General features: G+C 32.9%; 13 protein-coding genes. 4 read left to right on the top strand and 9 right to left on the bottom strand.

The features are described 5' to 3' along the window. The first annotated feature begins 53 nt into the window (after positions 1–53). Together EZS29_RS13505 and EZS29_RS13500 are read left to right on the top strand one after the other, a co-directional pair. Complete coding sequence (locus EZS29_RS13505; protein WP_130611825.1) at positions 54–2,117, top strand: site-specific recombinase; 2,064 nt, start codon at positions 54–56, stop codon at positions 2,115–2,117. Positions 2,118–2,628: 511 nt separating this feature from the next. Further along, a complete protein-coding gene (locus tag EZS29_RS13500; RefSeq protein WP_130611823.1) occupies positions 2,629–6,840 on the top strand; it encodes a TcdA/TcdB pore-forming domain-containing protein in 4,212 nt (1,403 codons plus the stop codon). A 604-nt stretch (positions 6,841–7,444) separates the two neighbouring features. Here EZS29_RS13500 and phnD (EZS29_RS13495) read toward each other — a convergent pair. From phnD (EZS29_RS13495) to EZS29_RS13475, 5 genes are all read right to left on the bottom strand, one after another. After that, positions 7,445–8,383 (bottom strand): phosphate/phosphite/phosphonate ABC transporter substrate-binding protein, encoded by a 939-nt coding sequence (gene phnD, locus EZS29_RS13495; RefSeq protein WP_130611820.1) that lies wholly within the window; start codon positions 8,381–8,383, stop codon positions 7,445–7,447. A gap of 46 nt (positions 8,384–8,429) precedes the next feature. Continuing rightward, positions 8,430–9,344, bottom strand: a complete 915-nt coding sequence (gene phnD / locus EZS29_RS13490; RefSeq protein WP_130611817.1) for a phosphate/phosphite/phosphonate ABC transporter substrate-binding protein — start codon at positions 9,342–9,344, stop codon at positions 8,430–8,432. A gap of 85 nt (positions 9,345–9,429) precedes the next feature. Next, positions 9,430–10,242: a MetQ/NlpA family ABC transporter substrate-binding protein gene (locus tag EZS29_RS13485; RefSeq protein WP_130611814.1), complete on the bottom strand. Its 813-nt coding sequence runs from the start codon at positions 10,240–10,242 to the stop codon at positions 9,430–9,432. 18 nt (positions 10,243–10,260) lie between these two features. Then, positions 10,261–10,920 carry a methionine ABC transporter permease gene (locus EZS29_RS13480; protein WP_130611811.1) on the bottom strand — a complete coding sequence of 220 codons (660 nt, stop codon included), beginning with the start codon at positions 10,918–10,920 and terminating at the stop codon, positions 10,261–10,263. After that, positions 10,889–11,944, bottom strand: coding sequence for a methionine ABC transporter ATP-binding protein (locus tag EZS29_RS13475; protein WP_130611808.1), 1,056 nt, complete (start codon positions 11,942–11,944; stop codon positions 10,889–10,891). The genes EZS29_RS13480 and EZS29_RS13475 overlap by 32 nt, the downstream gene beginning before the upstream one ends. A gap of 352 nt (positions 11,945–12,296) precedes the next feature. Between EZS29_RS13475 and EZS29_RS13470 the strand changes: the two genes are divergently transcribed. After that, positions 12,297–13,535 carry an aspartate kinase gene (locus EZS29_RS13470; RefSeq protein ID WP_130611805.1) on the top strand — a complete coding sequence of 413 codons (1,239 nt, stop codon included), beginning with the start codon at positions 12,297–12,299 and terminating at the stop codon, positions 13,533–13,535. On the opposite strand, the gene EZS29_RS13465 is transcribed toward EZS29_RS13470, so the two are convergent. Next, a complete protein-coding gene (locus EZS29_RS13465; RefSeq protein ID WP_130611802.1) occupies positions 13,521–14,252 on the bottom strand; it encodes a VC0807 family protein in 732 nt (243 codons plus the stop codon). The two genes, EZS29_RS13470 and EZS29_RS13465, sit on opposite strands and share 15 nt — an antisense overlap. A 375-nt stretch (positions 14,253–14,627) precedes the next feature. On the opposite strand from EZS29_RS13465, the gene EZS29_RS13460 reads away from it, so the two are divergent. Continuing rightward, entirely contained in the window at positions 14,628–15,218 is a 591-nt protein-coding gene (locus EZS29_RS13460) for an O-methyltransferase (RefSeq protein WP_130611799.1), read from the top strand. A 63-nt stretch (positions 15,219–15,281) separates the two neighbouring features. Here the strand turns inward: EZS29_RS13460 and EZS29_RS13455 are convergent, their stop codons facing one another. From EZS29_RS13455 to EZS29_RS13445, 3 genes are read right to left on the bottom strand one after another with little or no spacing between them, the layout of a single operon-like run. Further along, a complete protein-coding gene (locus EZS29_RS13455) occupies positions 15,282–17,393 on the bottom strand; it encodes a hypothetical protein (RefSeq protein ID WP_130611796.1) in 2,112 nt (703 codons plus the stop codon). A gap of 47 nt (positions 17,394–17,440) precedes the next feature. Further along, positions 17,441–18,442: an ABC transporter ATP-binding protein gene (locus EZS29_RS13450; protein ID WP_130611793.1), complete on the bottom strand. Its 1,002-nt coding sequence runs from the start codon at positions 18,440–18,442 to the stop codon at positions 17,441–17,443. Position 18,443: 1 nt separating this feature from the next. Further along, positions 18,444–19,265 (bottom strand): ABC transporter permease, encoded by an 822-nt coding sequence (locus tag EZS29_RS13445; protein ID WP_130611790.1) that lies wholly within the window; start codon positions 19,263–19,265, stop codon positions 18,444–18,446. Between the last annotated feature and the right edge of the window lie 10 nt (positions 19,266–19,275).

Raw genomic sequence — 19,275 nt, 5'->3', positions numbered from 1 at the left:
TAGGGTATATCATATATTTGCGGAAATGCGATAGGAAGTAAAAGGGGGGAGTTTTGATTATTATTAGAAAATTTATAAAAGGAGTTGAGAAGTATTTCAATCAAGGTAATTTAAAATATGATCTCAATACAATTCTTTCAAATGCAAATCCAAGTTTAAGTTTAGAAGAAAGGGTTGACTGGATACAAAATCTTCTTGTTTGGATACGTTCTACAGAACATATTCCCACACAGTTCGATCCAACAACAGGTCAGATTCATACAGCGCGCGTCCGTTTTATTTTGCAGTTACTTGATAGAAATATTGAATGGAAAAAAAATGTTTCAGCAACTTTGCGTTCTGTCATAAAAGAAACAAAATCTTTGCAGCTTTTTTGTCATACGGGACTACCTCAAGAAGGAGGTTTTCTTCAAGAAGCGACTGACCGAGTGGTTAATAAAATTATCCCAACTCCACCCGATGATACCGAGCTTTCTGAGCTTTTTTTAAAAATATTTCCCAATGAAGAAGATGCTATTTGGGTTGGAAATCTAACAAGAGAAACCATAGAAAAAATTAAGGAACTTATTCAATTTGAAGCTGAAGAAGGTGAGAAAATCTGGCAAGCAATTGAAGAAGATATTGAAGATGCAATTTATGTTCTGGTCAGTCAAATCCATGCGATGGGTTTGTCAGATGGTATAAGAAGAAGATTAAATAACAAAATAATAAAGGATTCTCCATTCATTGGTTTGAGTGATAGTATCGATATTTTTCTTCATTTTTTCCATAAAAAAAATAAAGAAAAAATGAAAGAATATGCTCAACTTTATAGTCAGTATATTTTAGAATGCAAGAAATCAGTACAAGAGGTTTTTCAGCATCTTGATGAATATGGTGTGAGCGTTGCTCTTGTTTATCAATTAGAAAAAATGACCTTTCATTTGTCGCGACTTGAAGTATTATTGGCATTCTTAAATCCTGCAGAAAAACAAGATAATATTGAAATAATACCTGTATTTTTATCCCGTTTGATTCGTGAAAGTTTAGGTAAAAAAAGTGTAAGAGCACTCATTCAAACAAATCTCAACCAGATGTCGCGAAAAATTGCGGAACAATCTGGCAAAACAGGTGAGCATTATATAACGAGTAATAAAGAAGAATATAATGAACTGTTAAAATCTGCGAGCGGCGGTGGTATTTTAATGGCATTTGCGACAGCCATAAAATTTATCATTGTATCTATTCGTTTGCCACATTTTTTTGAAGGATTTTTTGCATCAATCAATTACGCAAGTACATTTGTTTTTATACAAATGCTTGGCTTTACTGTAGCTACAAAACAGCCATCCATGACCGCTGCCTGTATGGCTGGAAAATTAAATAATACCTATGATGAAGAATCATTAAATGAATTCGTCGATGAAGTTGTTAAGTTAACACGATCTCAGTTTGCTGCTATCATTGGTAACTTAGCCTTGGTTTTTCCTATCAGTCTTTTGATCGATTTTATTTATAAATTGATCACAGGCACACATTTTATAAATGAAGATAAAGCGATAAGTTCTATCTTTTCTATTTCTATTTTTGGCCCAAGTATTTTTTATGCAATATTAACTGGATTTTTACTTTGGGTGTCGAGCATAATTGCAGGTTGGGTACAAAATTGGTTTATTTATAGAAGACTGCCCGAAGCCATTGCGAATAATAAACGTCTTATATATGTGATGGGAAAACGAAATACTCGCAAATTATCTTCTTACTTTGTCCATAATATCTCTGGATTTGGTGGTAATATCTCATTGGGATTTTTGCTTGGTATGACACCTGTCTTTGGGATGTTTTTTGGTATTCCGCTTGAAGTCAGACACGTTACGTTATCTACGGGGTCATTTGCTTTTGCTCTTTCTTCACTTGGATTTACCGATTTCGAAACGATAGATGTTGTTTTTGCGTGTTTAGGTATAGCTGCAATCGGCTTTTTAAACGTAGTTGTGAGCTTTTCCCTTGCTCTTTCTGTCGCTATTCGCGCAAGAAAAGTGCAGAGCCTAGGAAGAAAACGTGTGAGAGCGGCTATTTTAAAAAGATTGAGAACCTCTCCTCTCGATTTTATTTTTCCAATTGCAAAGAAGAATTGAGAAGTATCAACTTGAAAGGGGGTTATGATCAACTCATAAAAATGATTTATTTAATCGGCATACGATTTTTTTTAATGGGAAGTAGTTTTTTATTTGCTAGTTTATTTCCATGATAGTCATAAATTTATAAAGCATCTTTCCTAGTAGTGGAGATTATCAATCAGCAAACAAAAATATATTAAGTTTTAGATTTTTTAAAAGATAACTGTATTGAATTTAAAAGATTACAATGTCTACCTATTCCGGTGTTTCATATAGTGTAGAGAGATCTTTAAGATTGGATGGAGCCTTATTACCTTTAAACTTAATATAAGAATATAAATAAATTAGGAATATTGTAGTATAAATGTTCTATCTAAATATTAAAGATAATTGTTTAAGTTAATTTTAACGATTCATATCAATTAAAGAAAATCTTGTAGATTATATGTTATTTTCGGGTCGCTATACATATTCACCAATACTTTAAGAAACAATAATTGAGTAAAAAACTATTTTTAAAGGAAACAATATGAAAGTTAATTCTTCACAAAATAAATTAAAATTCGTAATTATTTCTTTACTAAGTATAATTATAGTAGAAGGATGTAAAAAACCAGATAGTTTAGATATTAATAATACTGTACAGACTTCTCAGAGTTTACCAGATAATGATGCGGGATATCTCAGTTTTACAGATGAATTTAATCTTGGGAAAAAAGAATTTAAAGAAATTAGTAATATTTTAAGAAGTAATATTATAAATATAATTCAAGATAATAATAGCTATATTAAATATATTGATAAAAATCTCATTATGTTTGATAACGATAAAAATCTTATAGATGCTAGGGAATCAGTTACAAAATTAAATGAAACATTAAAAGAATATTTGGATGAATTAAAAAAATCACCTGAAAATGTTAAAAATATAGTTACTAAAATTATAAATAATCCTGATATTGGAAGCCCTAAAATATATGCAATATTAGAGAAAGAAAAATATTTCTTGGGAGGAAAAAATACTATTAAATTAATAAAAAATACTATGGAAATATATCCAAAAGTTGCATCCTCTGATATAGATTTTAAAAGTTTCAAACAAGGTATAGTATATGATAACGTTTTTCACTCTTTGTTTCAAAAAAATTCGCCCGAAATGAAAAAATATTTAGGAGGAGGAGTATGTGCTGGATTAGTACAAATTTACAATTTTATGGAAAGAGAAGAAACTGATAGTGGATTTAAATATTTACATAACCTTAATGTATTATCAAATAAGTTTAAATCAAAGAAAAACACATATCTTAAAGATGTTTTTATTAATGAAGCAAAACTTATTAAGGGCATGCAAGATATGCAAATGTTAGAAAAGAGATCTAAAAGTTTAAGTAGTTCAGAAGATATATTAGCTCATATCAAGAGAGTGAGTGATAGAAAAGAAAGTGCGAAATATTATAGTATTAATTTTGGCTTTGAAAATCAAAAGTTTGATAAAATACGCAAAGAATATTATGATGTAAAGGAAAAATATGGTCATGCAATTTCATTACAATTAGTAAGAGATAATAATAGCATTAAGTATAATATTTTTGATCCTAGCTTCGGTTTTTTAAGAAATCTTAATGAGGTAGAAGCAAGATCTTTTTTAGATAAAATTGCTAAATATACTAGTAGAGATTTTAAGAGCTATTATTTTTCAGTTATAGGACAAGGCAAAAATGTAACTAAAATACATGATATTTATTTTAGTTCTTTATATAAAAAATTGGATGAAAAATTTTTTCTTAAATTAAATAAAACATTTAAAGATAGTAATTATGAACATTTCAGAAATTCTAAAGGTTACGCAATAATTTTAAATTCTGCTCATGTAGAAATGATTTTAGAATATATGAAAAATATAAATAATAATATTTATGATAAATTTAAACAAAAAATTACGGATGGTCCTAAGCGTTTAGAAGAGGCTCTAAGTTATGATAAAAATTACCCAAAATTTGTAGTTGACAAAGATTTAGATGGTTTAATTGAAAAATTATCTGAAATATATAAAGATTATAAAGAATTAACTTCATCAGATAAAATATCTTCACTTTATAAAATAGTAAACTCTGTTGAAGTTGAAATGAAAACAGAAAATTTTTTATCGGCCATAAGTGAAATGAAAACTTCTAATCTGTTATTCAAAGATTATGTGCCATTTTTCGCAAATATAGAAAATGAACCAAATGCAGTGATTTTTTATGATCCAAGAAATCCTGAAGTTCAAAAGATAGTTAATATTGGAAGTATGGAACAAGAGATGGCCATCAAAAACTTTAGGGAATTGTATATTAAAAGTTTAAATAATATAAGCCCTTATTTAAATAAATATTCTCTCGAATTTATTAATACTTCAGAAATTAGTACTTTGAATTCTGCTTTTACTTTTATGAGTATATATGGAGCAATTAAAAATAAAACTTTTTCAGATCCACACTTAAGTTTAGCTTTTAAAATACAATCGGGCTTAAATATTGCACAATCTTCTTTTGGAGTTTTTTCAGATGTGCATTCTGCATTAAGCGCGGTTTCATCTTTAAAAAACGCAAAAGTACCTTTATTTATAACTCAATTAGCTAAAGTAAGTTCAGCAGTCGATGGGGGACTTACTACAGTAAATGTTGGCATTGATATTTATAATCTTTTTAATGCACGAACAAGTCATGAAAAAGCGATTTACGGAACACAACTTGGATTCGATACTGCATCTTTAGGCTTGACGGTTGGGGGTGAAATATCAGGGTATATTGGGGCAAGCTCGGCTGGGTCAATTCTTGGAAGTTTAGCAGTCCCTGTTTCAGGATTGGGGATTGGGATTTCGGGTCTTGTGAATACTTTCGAAAATGAAGTAGATAAGTCTCTTTATACTGCCGCCCTCCTCAATGACTATAATATGCAAACACAAAATGTTGATAATGATAAAAAACGAAATGATATAATTGATGAAAAGGAATTCATTAATTTTACAGCTAAAGGAATAAATAAACTTGTCATCAATTCCATACGATTTGATTTTGATACTCCTATTTTTAATTTAGGAGATTATTATATTTACAAATCAATTCCGCCTAAAGATATGTTTCACGGACTTTCTCCAGCAACTTCAAATAAACAGATCGATCCGATGAGTGTAAGAAAAGAAATTTGTTTTGCAGAAAGTGGAACTCTATTTAATACACGTTGTGAAAGATCTATGAAAGGTTATAGTTTTTTGAAGATTAATAAACCCTTAGTACTTCCCACGATACCAAAAATGAATTTAGATTATGAATACGGAACAGCTCCTACGTTAACGAGTCGAAATGATGCTGAAATGCACACAGTCAGATTATTAGAAAGCAATAGTGGTTTCAAATTTGAGCATGAGCGTACCTTCGTTCAAAATGATATTGTTAAGTATTTTATTCCAGAACTTTTAAAAACAGATATTGAAATTATTTTAGACAATAAAGATAGAGTTTTCTATGCTCCAACTCGAGAAGAACATGTAGAAAGTATAATGAATGCAATATTAAATCCTTATTATTCAGGGAGTAAAGATATTGAAAAGCAATTGTGGCGTGGGCCTGTAATTAATTATAAATTCTATGGTCCCAATGACTCTAATAAATATGCAGATCATAGCCCTATTTATCAAATTCAAATTCAAAACTCAGCTACCTATCATATAATTGCGAATGAAAATGATAAATCAACGTGGATTTTAGACTTATCAGCATATGGTCATGCAGAAGAAAAAAATTTAATTTTTGATTATAATTTAATAAATATTGGCAAAACCAATATTAAATTTGAAGGAAAACCTTATTCTATTATATTAAGACATCCAGAGAATATTCTGACTAAATATGATTTTGTTACAAAGAAGCAAACAATGATTTCTATTGATTTTAGTGATAAATATAATTTAAATCTTATGAAAAAAATGCTTGATGATTTTGGACAAAATGATGGATTTATTTCTATTGAATATAGCAAAAGCATAAGTCATGTTATGCATAGAGCATGGTATGATGTTAAAAATAGTGAATTTATAAATATCCCAAATATTTATGCTGACGTAATTAAAGTTGATTCTAGCGATAGATTTGATATTAGAATGAAAAACAAAATTTTGGATATAAATTTAATAGATAGAAATGGAGATAATTTATTATTTTTAGATAATTTTACAAAAAAAATATATCTTGTCGGGGATTTTGAAAATATTAGACCTGAAGAAACTGAGTATGATAAAAATCCAAACTATAGAATAGGAATTGATATTAGTTTTGAATATAAAGATAAATTATGGATTGAAAAGAATAACACGGTAAATTCTAACTCTTTTATATATAAACTTATTCCATTGGAAAGTAATATCGAATCATATATTTATGCAAATAAAAATTTATCATATACTACAAGTGATGGAAAACTTATATCAATCCCATTTTCCTCTGGTGCGTCAAAGCATTTAACTGGAATAAAATATGATCCATCCAGAGAAAAGGACAATGATCTTATCAAGAAGATAAACTCTATAAGCAATTATAGCAAGGCTAGTGAGATAATTTTATATAATAATTATTTTGAGATATATGGCTGGTATCTTACAGCTGAGGAGTTTATTCTTACTAAAAATCAAGTAAAAAATATTGTTGAAATCAGAAATGAAACTTCAAAAATTATTGATAAAAAAATTTCAGAAATGAAATAGTTGCAAAAATAAAATTTAGGATCTATCTCAAAATAGAGAAAATAAGTAAAATCATAAATTTGTTTTAATCTGAAGTGGTAGTTAAATAGAAAAATCTGGGGTTTCTTAGTAGACGGAGATCTCGATATTCCATCACCGATGCTTTATTCATGGGATACCAAATGAGATCAAAGAGATTATTCTTTGGAAAATACAAAAAGCTACAATAAGTAAAAAAATTGGGAAGAATATTGCGAGACGATCCTTGCTTAATGGAGGAGAGTCTTTTTCTAAAAAACGGCCGAGTGCTTTGCGAAAATACTTAAAATTGAGTTTTTATTTTCTAATAAAAAGTGGCGATCTGGTTTTCGCAGTGATGAAAAAAGGATTAAATAAGAAGGAACTCTTGCGATCGTTAACAGTATTGCGAAATTAGTGATGACAAATAGAGTCTAAGGAGGCTTAGTCTAGGGGCCGTATCTAAGTGTATTGATATTCATAAATAAAAAGGACGTTAAAATATAATAATAATTCATGCAGATATATCGGAAGATTTATTTAGAACAAAAAAAATACATCAGTTCTAAATATTATAAGAGTGATGTATTTAAGTTAAAATCAGTATTTATTTCTTACTAAAAATATTTGAAATATCGAGTCCAGAAGTTTCCACTTCTTTGACAAAATTTTCATAGTTTTTATTGTCTGCAGTGATAGGATTCAGCTCGCTGATATTGTTTATATACTTAGGGAACTCCTTAATACATTCAGGAATAGCTATCGCTAGTTTCTGTTTGATATCTTCGGAAATACCTTTTCTTAAATAAACAGGCTCGTTCGGGATAAGGGATGAGAGCCAAATAATGCGTGTTTCTTTATAAATGTTTGGATAGATTTTTTCTACGCGCACGCGAGCATCGTTTTCTTTTCCAGTCAGGGGATCTTTATTATTATAATAAGCAGCAGTAGCGTCTACTTGTCCTTGCATAAGTGCAATAATAGATGCATCCATACTGCCCGTAGCAAGCTCTTGTGAGAATTTTTTGTTGTTCTTTTTCATAAGAATAGCTGGGAAAATATAACTTGAAGCAGAACTTGCGTCTGAATAAGCAAACTTTTTGTTATTTAAATCACTCACTGATTTTATTTTTGAATTTGCTTTGACAAAAATAGCGGATTGATAGCTTGTTGAACCATAACGGGTGATTTCGAGAAAAGGTTCGGCATCAAAGCGTTTTTTTGCAATCAAAAAGCTAACGATATCTCCAAAAGCGAGATCGGCTTTTTGCGCACCAATGGCTTCAACTACTGCTATATAGCTATTAGGGACTTGGACATCGACAAAGATTTTCGATTTTTGTTCAATACATTTGGCAACAGGTTTTGCGCTGTCGAGTGCTTTTGCTGCTTGTCCAGAAGGAACAATTGCAATTTTAAATGGATTATTTCGTGTACCCAGTTTGACTTCTGATCTTGCTTTTGTGTTTGATGTTGACTCTGCCGCATTTGAACTGGTGATTGAAAAGAGTGCAAATAGAGCAAATAAAATTCTTTTGTTTAACATAAATAAATCCTCTCAAACGATTGAAGCTGAGTGAGTTGTTGTTTCTTTATTTTTTCTTAGTTTTACCTAACACTTTTGCTACATCGAGATCTGACTTTTTTAGTGTTTCAATAAGATCTTTATAGCTCTTGTCGCTTTCAAGGATCGGCAAAAGATCGTCTATATCATTGATCAGTAGAGCGTGTTCACGCATACAACCAGGCATAGAGGCTATAAGTTTGTCTTTAATTTCTTTTGGAATGCCTTTGCGGATAACAACTGGTTCATTGGGGATAAGCTCTGATTTCCAGATGATGTTTGTTTTTTGTACAATATCAGGATAAATGCTGAGAAGTCTTTCGCGTGCATCGCGAATTTTTCCTGTTTTTGGGTCAGGATCATTGAAAAAGGCTGCGGCAGCGTCGGCCTTACCTTGCATGAGTGCCATAATAGAAGCATCCATACTGCCTGTAGGAAGTTCTTGTGAGAAATTGATTTTGTTTTTCTTCATTTCAAGCTTAGGTAGAATATAGCCCGTTAAAGAACCCGCGTCACCATAAGCAAATGATTTGCCGTTGAGGTCTGAGAAAGATTTTATTTTACTGTCGCTTTTTACAATGAGGAATGATTGGTAATCGGTTGTGCCAAAGCGAGCGACTTTAAAAAGTGCTTCCGCCCCATAATTTTGTGCCATTAAAAAATAACCTAGAATATTGCTAAATGCGACATCCACTTGTTTAGATCCAAGCGCTTCAGTTACAGCAATATAACTATTTGGAACTTCTACTTGAATAAAGAGTTTGGTTTTCTGCTCAATGCATTTGATGACGGGTTTGGCGTTTTCGATGGCCTTGCTGGCCTGGGCTTGAGGGATAATTGCTATTTTTAAAGGGTTATTTCTAGAGCCTAATGGAGCTTCGGCTTGGGCCAAACTTGGAAAAAGAATACCTGTTAAAATAAGACAAATGCGCATCAATCCCATAAAATATTCCTCATATAAAAAACTCTTGTTTTAAAGAAAGGGAGCAGGTCTTTAAAACAAGAATTGTAATATTCTTAAAGCAAAACTATTTCCAAGCTTTAACAGCACCGGGAAAGAGTTTTTCTGTTTCTTTAAGAACTTCAGCGGAGTTCATAACTGCCGTAAGTTCTTTAAATTCTTTCTTACCTTTTTCAGATTCTTTTACAACAATTATATTGACGTAAGGTTCAGCGCTATCTGGATTTTCTTTAAATAGTGCATCCGAAGGTTTGAATTTGGCATTGAGGACGAAATCATTGTTTAAAACCACTGCTGTTACGTCTTGTACAGATCTTGCAACTTGAGCCGCATCGACAGTCTGAATATTAAGTTTTTTAGGATTTTCAATAATATCTCGTGGTGTAGGAGTCTCTCCAACATCAGCTTTGAGTGTTATCAATTTAGCGTTTTGTAACAGAATAAGCGCTCTGCCTTGGTTACTTGAATCATTTGGTATAACGATTGATGCATTCTCGCCAATTTCGGATATATTATTTATTTTTCTTGAATATATTCCCATTGGATAAATAAAAGTTTGACCAATTTCTACAATTTTGTAATTCTTTTTTAAAACAGCCTGCTTTAAAAAAGAACGAGTTTGAAAAATATTTGCATCGATATCGCCTGAATTCAAAGCTTCGTTTGGAATTTGGTAATCAGCAAAAGTGATTACTTTAATGTCAAGATCGTACTTTTCTTTTGCAAGTTTCTTAGCGACGTTAAGAACTTGTACAGAAGAGCCAGCTGAAATTCCGACCTTAATCGATCTTTCATTGTAAGACTTATTGAAAAATATGAATCCCAAAACAAGTGCTAATAAAAAGCCTAGTAAGAGGCCTAATAACTTGATAGATCTCATTAATATAACTCCTTCAAATCAAATTGAGTGGTGAGAAATTTTACGGGTGATATAGTCGCCTGTAAATTGAATGATGAGTACCAAAAGAACAAGGGCAACAAGAGCTTGCATCATGACAGGCGTATTGAACTGATAGTAGCCATATTGGATAGCCATATTACCAAGGCCACTGCCTCCCACAGCACCTGCCATGGCAGAGTATTCAGCAAGGCTGACGAAAAGAATTGTGCATGAATTGGCAATTCCAGGAACAGCCTCAGGCAGAAGAACTTTATAAATGATTTGAAAAGGGGAGCAGCCCATAGCTTGAGCCGCTTCAATTAACCCAGAGTTGATACTGGCAAATTTACCTTCAACAATGCGGGCAAAAAAAGGTACGGCAGCCACGCTTAAAGGCACAATCGCTGCGGCCGTGCCAATTGATGAGCCTACAATAAAGCGCGTGAACGGGATGATTGCGACCATTAAAATAACAAACGGCACAGAGCGGCCAACCGTAACAATACTGCTTAATATTTTATGAATGACGATATTTTCATAAAACATGCCTTTTGCAGTGACTGTTAAGCCAATTGCTATAGGTAAGCCAAGAATAAAGGCTACGAAACCAGAAATGGCAACCATTACGATTGTGGCCAGAGTGGAATCAAGCAATTGACTTAATGTTTCCTGAAACATATCCAATAACCTCAGTAGAAATATTTGTTGAATTTAAATATTGAACACTCGCATGAATGTTACTTTGTTCTCCGTGAATTTGACAAAGCATAATACCCATAGGTGAATTGCTAACGACATCGAGATGAGCTTGTAGGATATTTATGCGGAGATTAAATTTTACTACGAGTGCAGAAATAATAGCCTCGGTCGATGATTCTCCAACAAACACGAATTTTAAAATCGGGTTTAAGCCAATACCAGGCTCTGGTTGCAATTGTCTTTCAATTCTCTCTGGCAAAGCTATGTGAAAAGCTGAGCTGACAAGTGCTTTGGCAGAAGCTGTTTTTGGCTTACTAAAGAGTTCTACCATCGAAGAGCTCTCAATTATTTCTCCATTTTCTATCACTGCTACTTTATCGCAGATAGCTTTTACAACTTCCATTTCGTGGGTAATTAAAAGAATTGTCAAATTAAATTTTTGATTGATTTCTTTTAATAAATTTAAAATAGATTTTGTGGTTTCTGGATCGAGAGCAGATGTGGCTTCGTCACACAATAAGACTTTAGGATTCGATGCCAATGCTCTTGCTATTGCGACTCTTTGCTTTTGTCCACCGCTCAATTGACTAGGATAGGCGTCTTTTTTGTCTTTGAGACTTGTGACTTCTAATAAATAATCGACTCTTTGTTCTAATTCTTGTTTACTTATATTTGCTAGTTCTAAAGGCAGTGCAATATTTTTAAAGACTGTTGCAGAAGATAACAAATTAAAATGTTGAAAAATCATGCCTATTTTTCTGCGTTGAAAACGTAAATCGGCTTCCTTCAAAGATGATAAAGAAACAGAGTCAACAAGGACTTCTCCTTCGCTTGGACGTTCAAGTAGATTAACGCAGCGCAGAAGGGTGCTTTTGCCTGCACCACTTTTCCCGATTATTCCAAAAATTTCACCTTTTGAAACTTCAAGGTCAATGCCTTTCAGTGCGTGGACAATACCTTGCTTGCTGTTAAAATATTTTTTAATACCAAGGAGTTTAATCATATATTTTACCTAATAAAAAATAATAAGAAACTAAAAAAAAGATAAAATTGAATTCAATTAATAATAAATGATTTGCATGTAACAACAACAGACAAATATGTGAATTCTTTTTAAGAAGTGTATTTGTGATTTTTTGGATTGATTATTGAAACAAAAAATAAGAGGCATAGTTATTCCCGCTTTAGCTGTTTTTACCTTGTAAAATAAAAGCGCCCGCAAGCTGATTTTCAAATCGGCGCTGCTTTATATAAATCATGAAAATAAATAAGAGTCAATAATGAATTGAGCAAATCATCAACTGACAATCAATAAGTCTTATGTTATATCAAATATTCAATAAAAAGGAGTTTTTATGAATTTAAACTCAACAGAAATGCTTAGCCAAAACATAAAGAGACCAGTCGGTCCTGTGTTCAAATTTGGTGGCACGAGTATGGGTTCAGTGGAACGCATTGAACATGTTGCAGAAATCTGTCTTAGATTAAAACCTTCTGCCATCGTGGTTTCTGCAATGGCAGGTGAGACCAATAGATTGATTGAATTGGCAAATAAAATCACCACTAAAATCGATGTTCCAGAGTACGACATGTTGGTTGCGAGTGGCGAACAAGTTGCAGTTTCTTTGCTGAGTTTGGCACTCCGAAAGCGCGGAATTGTACCAGCCCCTATGCTTGCTTCGAAAGCAGGTGTTTTAACCGATGCTCAATTTTCAAAAGCAAGTATTTTAAAGGTAAATGGTGGCTCAATTCACGCAGCGATTACGAGCGGGAAAATGCCCGTCATTGCTGGATTTCAAGGTGTAACTGAAGATGGTCAATTGACTTCGCTTGGAAGGGGTGGTTCTGACACTTCTGCTGTAGCAATAGCTGCTGGCATTGGTGCGAAAGAATGTGTGATTTATACAGATGTTAATGGTGTTTATAGCACCGATCCGCGCATTTGTCCCGAGGCGCATATTATCCGAAAAATAAATTACGAAGAAATGCTTGAAATGGCGAGTCAAGGTTCAAAGGTTTTGCATATTCGAAGTGTACAACTTGCGGCTAAATGGGGAATTAAGCTCGTAGTTAAAAATACTTTCAGCCAAGATGAAGGAACAGAAATGGTATTGTCAGAATCTAGTTTAGAAGGTGAAATCGTGTCAGGAGTTGCAGCAAGTCAAAATGAATCGTGGATCACTGCAGGCCCATCAAGGGATCCTCAATTTAATTTGGCAAATGTTTTTACAACTCTTGCAGAGAAAAAAATCAATGTTGATATTATCAATCAGATTGTCTGCGAAAAAGGTAATAAATTTCACTTCACAGTTGCGCAAGCTGATTGCTCAGCGTCTACTGAAGTGTTAAAAAATGAATTTAAAAACCTAGAGTTAAACGTTAATAATGATGTCGCAAAAATTTCAATTGTAGGTGTTGGCATGCGCACACATGCAGGTGTTGCTGCACGCATGTTTCGTTGTCTTGCTGAAAATAATATCGAAGTTTTACTTGTAACAACCTCTGAAATAAAAATAGGCTGCCTTATATATAGAGGATGCATAAATAAAGCGGTTCAAATATTACATAAAGAATTTGTTTCACTCAGTCTTTAATATTTTGCTAACTTCTAATCCTGTAATTACCTTTAATCTTTTTATAAACCACCATAACCCAAATATGGTAATAAGCGTTTTTGGCAATGCCACCACAAGGTAACCCTTCCAAGTCATTTCAGCAATTTCTTTATTAAAGTTTTCAGTTCCCGCTGGACTGACAATAATATTAAGCGCTAAAAAGAAATTCAAGATTCCGCCTAAGAAAAAGGCAAATCCTAAAATAAAAGTGACCTGCCAAATTAATTTTTTAAATAATGACTCTGAATTATTCTCTTTGAGTTTACTTTCTAGAAGATCAATATTAAAGATATTTTCATTATATATAAAATAATTAATTAAGGGTCGACCAATCCATACAGATACAATCGTTATAATTCCGAGTACGGAAGGAATAGCAGCTTCTTTTACTGCAAACCAAAACCCATCAACTTTATAAATAACAAAAATTCCTTTAATCACAATACTCACTATGGCAAGAATTGAAATAGGATTTAATTGTTTCCTTTTGACTAAATCATAAACAGCATAAATAAGAGGGAAAGCCAGGGCAATAAAAAAAGTATTGACTGCACCAAAAGTGGCGCTCATCTTATTTAAGATAAAAAATGGGATGATTACATTAAAGATGATTGCTATAAAAAGATTTTCTTTAGGTTTAGGCACTTTTTTGGCATTGAGTTCTTGGCTATTATGAGCCGGATATGTGAATCGCATTGAAATTCCTTTCAAAGAGAGAGAGCTTTTTAAAATAACATGGGATCTATAAGCTAAAAAAAATTTTTCAGTAATAAAAAGTTTTTGCTCAAGCAAATTGGGTAGGAATACGAAAAAGTGATTTTCCTATTTTTGTATTTAATAATATTGAATAAAATAATAAATTTATAAAAATTTTCTTTTACCAATGAAAAATTTAAATTTTTTAAAATTAAAAGTAATTATAAACCCTTACGTATAATCTCCCCTTGACAGAGTAAGGAACCTAATGTATTTCTATTTGAATAGCCGCATTATAATTTGTTTTAAATTATAATCAGAATTTCAAAATAAATAATGTAATTCATTTAGAATAAGTTTCATGGAGAATGCTTAATGGATATTAAATTAGAGAATTTTAACAAGAGCAATGCTCAAGAAATAATTTCTTTCATTAAAAGAAAGTCAAAAGAAATAGGTTTTGACAGATCTTCTCATCCACAAACAGGTGCCCTACTTCGCCTCTTGTCTGCTTCAAAGCCAAGAGGCAGATTTTTAGAGCTTGGAACAGGCACCGGATACGGCGCAGCTTGGTTGTTAGAAGGGATGGATGATCAATCTAAATTACTGAGTGTCGATTGTGACGATAAAGTTTTATCCATAGCACGCGAGGCCTTTATTGGCGATAAGCGCGTTGAACTTATCCATGAAAATGGCTTTGTTTTTTTAAAAAAACAAGAACCAAAGTCTTTTGATATTATTTTCGCAGATGCCTTTCCAGGTAAATACGATCTTATTAATGAATCTCTAAATTTGTTAAAACCAGGTGGATTTTATATCATTGATGATATGCTCCCACAGCCTTTTTGGACGGAAGAACACACTAAAAATTTAGAAGATGTCTATGAAAGTTTAAAAGACTTAAGTGGAGTACACTCTGTAGGTATGAGTTGGTCGTCGGGTCTTGTCCTTTTTGTTGTAAAGTAAAAATAAATAGGCAGAGTTCGGAAACTCTGCCTATAAAGAATGATTTTCTCTAAGTATATTAATTCATTCTGCCCAAAGCTGGATTAAAAATGGACTTATTTGTTGTAAATCACTGTTAAATGTACAAGCAAAGGCAGTTTTTGAGCCACAGAGATTAACGAGTTCATCACCTTTACCAAGGTCAATAGTTTCATTTGGTTCTCTTTCATGGAGCCAAAGTGTCCCAATCGCATCGCTGAACCAGTTGTAGCATCTGAAGGAGGTATTTAATCTAATTCCATTTGAATTCGCTTTAGTAATTTTGATTCCTTTTTTTTCTCCATTATTGTAAACATACTTGATAAAGAATTTCTTATATCCACGTAAATTGCTTGGAGAGAAAAAGTCACTTGTCATTCGATCGGATGAATAAACTCCAAGTACGTATCTTACAGGTCTCCAATTAGCTTCAGTAGAAGCAATTAAATTCCAAGCTTTTATGCTATTTAAATCTGCTGTGAGGTAGTGAGCTTGTTCTTTTTGATTTTTACTTCTATTTTTAAATTCATCGAGACTATTTTGGCAACTTCCTTTATTTTGGTAACAAGAATCTGAAACAAATTGGATTAATTCTTCTTCTCTTTGCGTGATATTAATTGCTTTGACAACGGTTTCTTTTTCATCAATTGTTAAGCTTTCATATGAAGATTTATTTTTAATACCTTGTGCAAAGTTATATTCTGTTACAATACTTTGACTAATTTCACTAATATCGTGTTTTAAACTGATAAAGCTTTGACTGTCTTGAGTGTATTTGTTCAAGGATTCACTTATAAGTTTTCCAGAAGAATCAATTATTTCAAGATCGCTGTATTTAGCAACAACATACCCGCCGCGTGTGAACTTATTATTGCTGGATTCATCGGTGTATGTGCTGATATTTTCCAATTGTGCGGGGAAGCTATTTGCTGCATAATTTTGGATCTCAGCAAACATCTTATCACAGCTATTCATATCGGCAGGGGAACAAGCTGAAGCGATGATCTTTGGTAAATCGCGTGGGTCTCCCCCAATTTGAATCGCCTTCACTTCGATGGAGACATTTTTTAAGGTTTCTTGACTCATACTTGAAAATTTAATTTTCAATTCTGGAGACATACCTCCACCACCTTCTTTGGAGGGGCTAATCATTTCTTTAATTTTATCGATAACTCCGCTTTCTTTAACCTTATCTATTATTCCGGCGATTTTTCCTTTAGGCTTTTGGTCATTAGCATCTGTATTTGTGGATGCATCAACTTTTTTAGCATCTGTATTTGTGGATGCATCAACTTTTTTAGCATCTGTATTTGTAGATGCATCAACTTTTTTAGAATTTGTATTTGTAGATGCATCAACTTTTTTAGTATTTGTATTTGTAGATGCATCAGCAGTTTTTGGAGATGAGTCCACTTGTTTGCTTTCAGTTTTGTCTCCTGTTTTCAAATCTGCTTTTTTACCACCAAAGCTGAATGGAATTGGTATTTTTGCCCCTAAAGAAGCATCAAAAGTATTTTTTGTTTGTGAGTTGTTAAAACGAAAAACTGTTGTAATCACTAAACTTGCTTCCGCATTTTGTTGAGTAATCACTTTATCTCCACAAAGCATAAAGAATTCACCGGAATGATTATTAAGACTTTGTGTATATTTATCACTTAACTTATATGGATTAGCTTGATTTACTTTTCCTAAAGAATATTTCCCTTTAACTATTTTGATAGTCACTGTTCCTGTGCGGGAAAGGTTGTCAACACTGGCTTCTCTTGCGTAACCTGCTTCTGGTGAAATTGTAACAGGCACTCCAGACACATTTACGGGAATCGTTGCACTTACGCCCACACCAATTTTATTGAGAAGCTGTTGTTGGCTTAGGTCTGTTTGATAGTCTATATTTGCAGAGGGGTCAAAGGTGAAATAAGATGTTTGGTTTTCTAAACAACGGTTTGCAGAGACTCCTGTGATGCTTTTAAAGCCTTTACCCACGGAATCGAGGCGATTAAAGTCCCCATCAATATTTGCTTTCTGCATGTTTGAACTGAATGTGCCAAATGCTTTTAAGCGGTTAGCGCTCATGCTATCTGGTGTATCTGATTTTTCTTTACCACAGGAAGTAATAAAGAGCGCGGTAAAAATATAAAATGTACGAAATATTCTCATAAAATTAAGCTCCTATATTAAGTCTAAGAGCTTATCGGTGGGTGGGGTTAGACCTTGAGGTTCCCTTCATTGATTTTCATGTAAACTTCTTCAAGACCCGGAGATTCTGTGAATATTTCTGAAATTTTCAAGGACAGTTTATGAGAGACCTCATTCAATTTTTTTGAAGAGGATATAAACGAAGACATTTCTCCCTTTTCATAGTTGAGAGAAAGTTTGAGATCTCCTGTGCTGTTTGAAACTTTTTTAACAGGTTCAAACCCGATAGAATTTTCTTTTAGGTAGGCAGAGTGCTTATCGAGCCATTGATGAACATTTGGTACTTCAATAAGACAGGACACTTTGTGCTTTCCGCCAAGGGCGAGGAGTTCCTTATTCTCTTTTAAAGTCACTATCTCTCCACTTTTCATAATTGCAATTCGGCTGCAATATTCTTCCGCTTCTTGTAAATAATGAGTTGTCAGAATAATTGTTAGACCATTGAGATGGAGTTCTTCAATAAATTTCCACATACTTTGTCTGAGTTGAATGTCAACTCCAGCAGTGGGCTCATCTAAAATTAAAATTTTTGGTTTGTGGACAAGTGCACGCGCTATCATCATGCGCCGTTTCATTCCTCCACTCAATTCACGAGTAGTTTTCTTACTATGTTCTTGAAGCTGTAACTTATCTAATAAAAAATCGATCCAGTGTTTATCAGGAATAACACCAGATAATTTACTTTGGATATTTAGCATCGTCGGTAAATTAAAAAAGGAATCAGCAATCAATTCCTGTTGAACGACGCCAATCATACGTTTTGTTTTTTCTGATTGATTTGTTACGCTCAAACCATTGATAAAAACATCTCCTGAAGTTGGTTTATTTACACCAGCAAGTAAACTAATAATTGTCGTTTTGCCAGCTCCATTGTGTCCCAATAGCGCAAAACATTCTCCACTTTTTATAGATAAATTGAGAGGTTTTAAAGCTTGAAAGGATTCACCTTTTGGCATTTTATAGGTTTTAGAAACATTTTTTAATTCTATAGCAATTGATTGATTTAACATTTTACGACCTCAAACCAAAACCAGATTTCAACACGATTATGGCAAAAATAGAGGAAATAATTAAAAATACAGTTGATATACCATAAGAAATAAGAGGTGTTGTGTCTGAAACACCTAAAATAGAATAACGAAACATGCTTACAATGTAAAAAATAGGATTAAAAAAACGGATAGGTTGAATCCATTCTGGAAAGGAATTGAAAGAGAAAAAGACTCCAGAGAAAAAGACAAGAGGTTGCACTATAAATGAAAGAATAACACCAATTTGTTCCCATGATTTGCATATTGCACCTGCCGCTATTCCTAGGCTGCCAAAAATACCAACTGCAAGTATAATTGCCAAGATTAAAGGAAAAGGGTTAAAGAAAATAAAAGTACCTGCACACAATGCCCCTGATAGAAATACAGCAATACCAACTATAAGTGCTCTGATAATAGCTCCTGAGACAAAAGCTAGCCACAATGCAAAAGGAGATAGAGGGGCCATGAGCATATCGACAATAGTTCCGGTCCATTTTGCAATCATTATACTGCTCATAGGATTTTGGATAGCAGCATTGATGATTTCCATAGCCATAATGCCAGGAATTAAAAAAGTGATATAATTAAAACCATGAGTTAAAATAGAGTTATGGCCTGTTGCGAGAAGCTTGCCAATTGATAATCCAAACAGGGCAAAATAGAGGATCGAGCTGCCAAACGGGGCTAGAATTGTCTGAGCAGGCACGGCAAAAAAACGCCTCACTTCTCGTTCAAAAACACCAAAACCAGGTAACCAAGCTCTAGAAATGATTTTTTTATTTAAATATTCATTGATATTCATTTTTTATCCT

This window comes from Fluviispira sanaruensis (assembly GCF_004295685.1).
Taxonomy (GTDB): Bacteria; Bdellovibrionota_B; Oligoflexia; order Silvanigrellales; family Silvanigrellaceae; genus Silvanigrella; species Silvanigrella sanaruensis.
Note: the sequence above shows the minus strand (reverse complement) of the source record. Positions and strands in the feature narration are given on the sequence as shown.

What these genes read in the sequence shown, in the direction of transcription:
- EZS29_RS13500 (WP_130611823.1), top strand. Translation starts at nt 2,629, where the DNA reads ATGAAAGTTAATTCTTCACAAAATAAATTAAAATTCGTAATTATTTCT.
- phnD (WP_130611820.1), bottom strand. Translation starts at nt 8,383, where the DNA reads ATGTTAAACAAAAGAATTTTATTTGCTCTATTTGCACTCTTTTCAATC.
- phnD (WP_130611817.1), bottom strand. Translation starts at nt 9,344, where the DNA reads ATGGGATTGATGCGCATTTGTCTTATTTTAACAGGTATTCTTTTTCCA.
- EZS29_RS13485 (WP_130611814.1), bottom strand. Translation starts at nt 10,242, where the DNA reads ATGAGATCTATCAAGTTATTAGGCCTCTTACTAGGCTTTTTATTAGCA.
- EZS29_RS13480 (WP_130611811.1), bottom strand. Translation starts at nt 10,920, where the DNA reads ATGTTTCAGGAAACATTAAGTCAATTGCTTGATTCCACTCTGGCCACA.
- EZS29_RS13475 (WP_130611808.1), bottom strand. Translation starts at nt 11,944, where the DNA reads ATGATTAAACTCCTTGGTATTAAAAAATATTTTAACAGCAAGCAAGGT.
- EZS29_RS13470 (WP_130611805.1), top strand. Translation starts at nt 12,297, where the DNA reads ATGAATTTAAACTCAACAGAAATGCTTAGCCAAAACATAAAGAGACCA.
- EZS29_RS13465 (WP_130611802.1), bottom strand. Translation starts at nt 14,252, where the DNA reads ATGCGATTCACATATCCGGCTCATAATAGCCAAGAACTCAATGCCAAA.
- EZS29_RS13460 (WP_130611799.1), top strand. Translation starts at nt 14,628, where the DNA reads ATGGATATTAAATTAGAGAATTTTAACAAGAGCAATGCTCAAGAAATA.
- EZS29_RS13455 (WP_130611796.1), bottom strand. Translation starts at nt 17,393, where the DNA reads ATGAGAATATTTCGTACATTTTATATTTTTACCGCGCTCTTTATTACT.
- EZS29_RS13450 (WP_130611793.1), bottom strand. Translation starts at nt 18,442, where the DNA reads ATGTTAAATCAATCAATTGCTATAGAATTAAAAAATGTTTCTAAAACC.
- EZS29_RS13445 (WP_130611790.1), bottom strand. Translation starts at nt 19,265, where the DNA reads ATGAATATCAATGAATATTTAAATAAAAAAATCATTTCTAGAGCTTGG.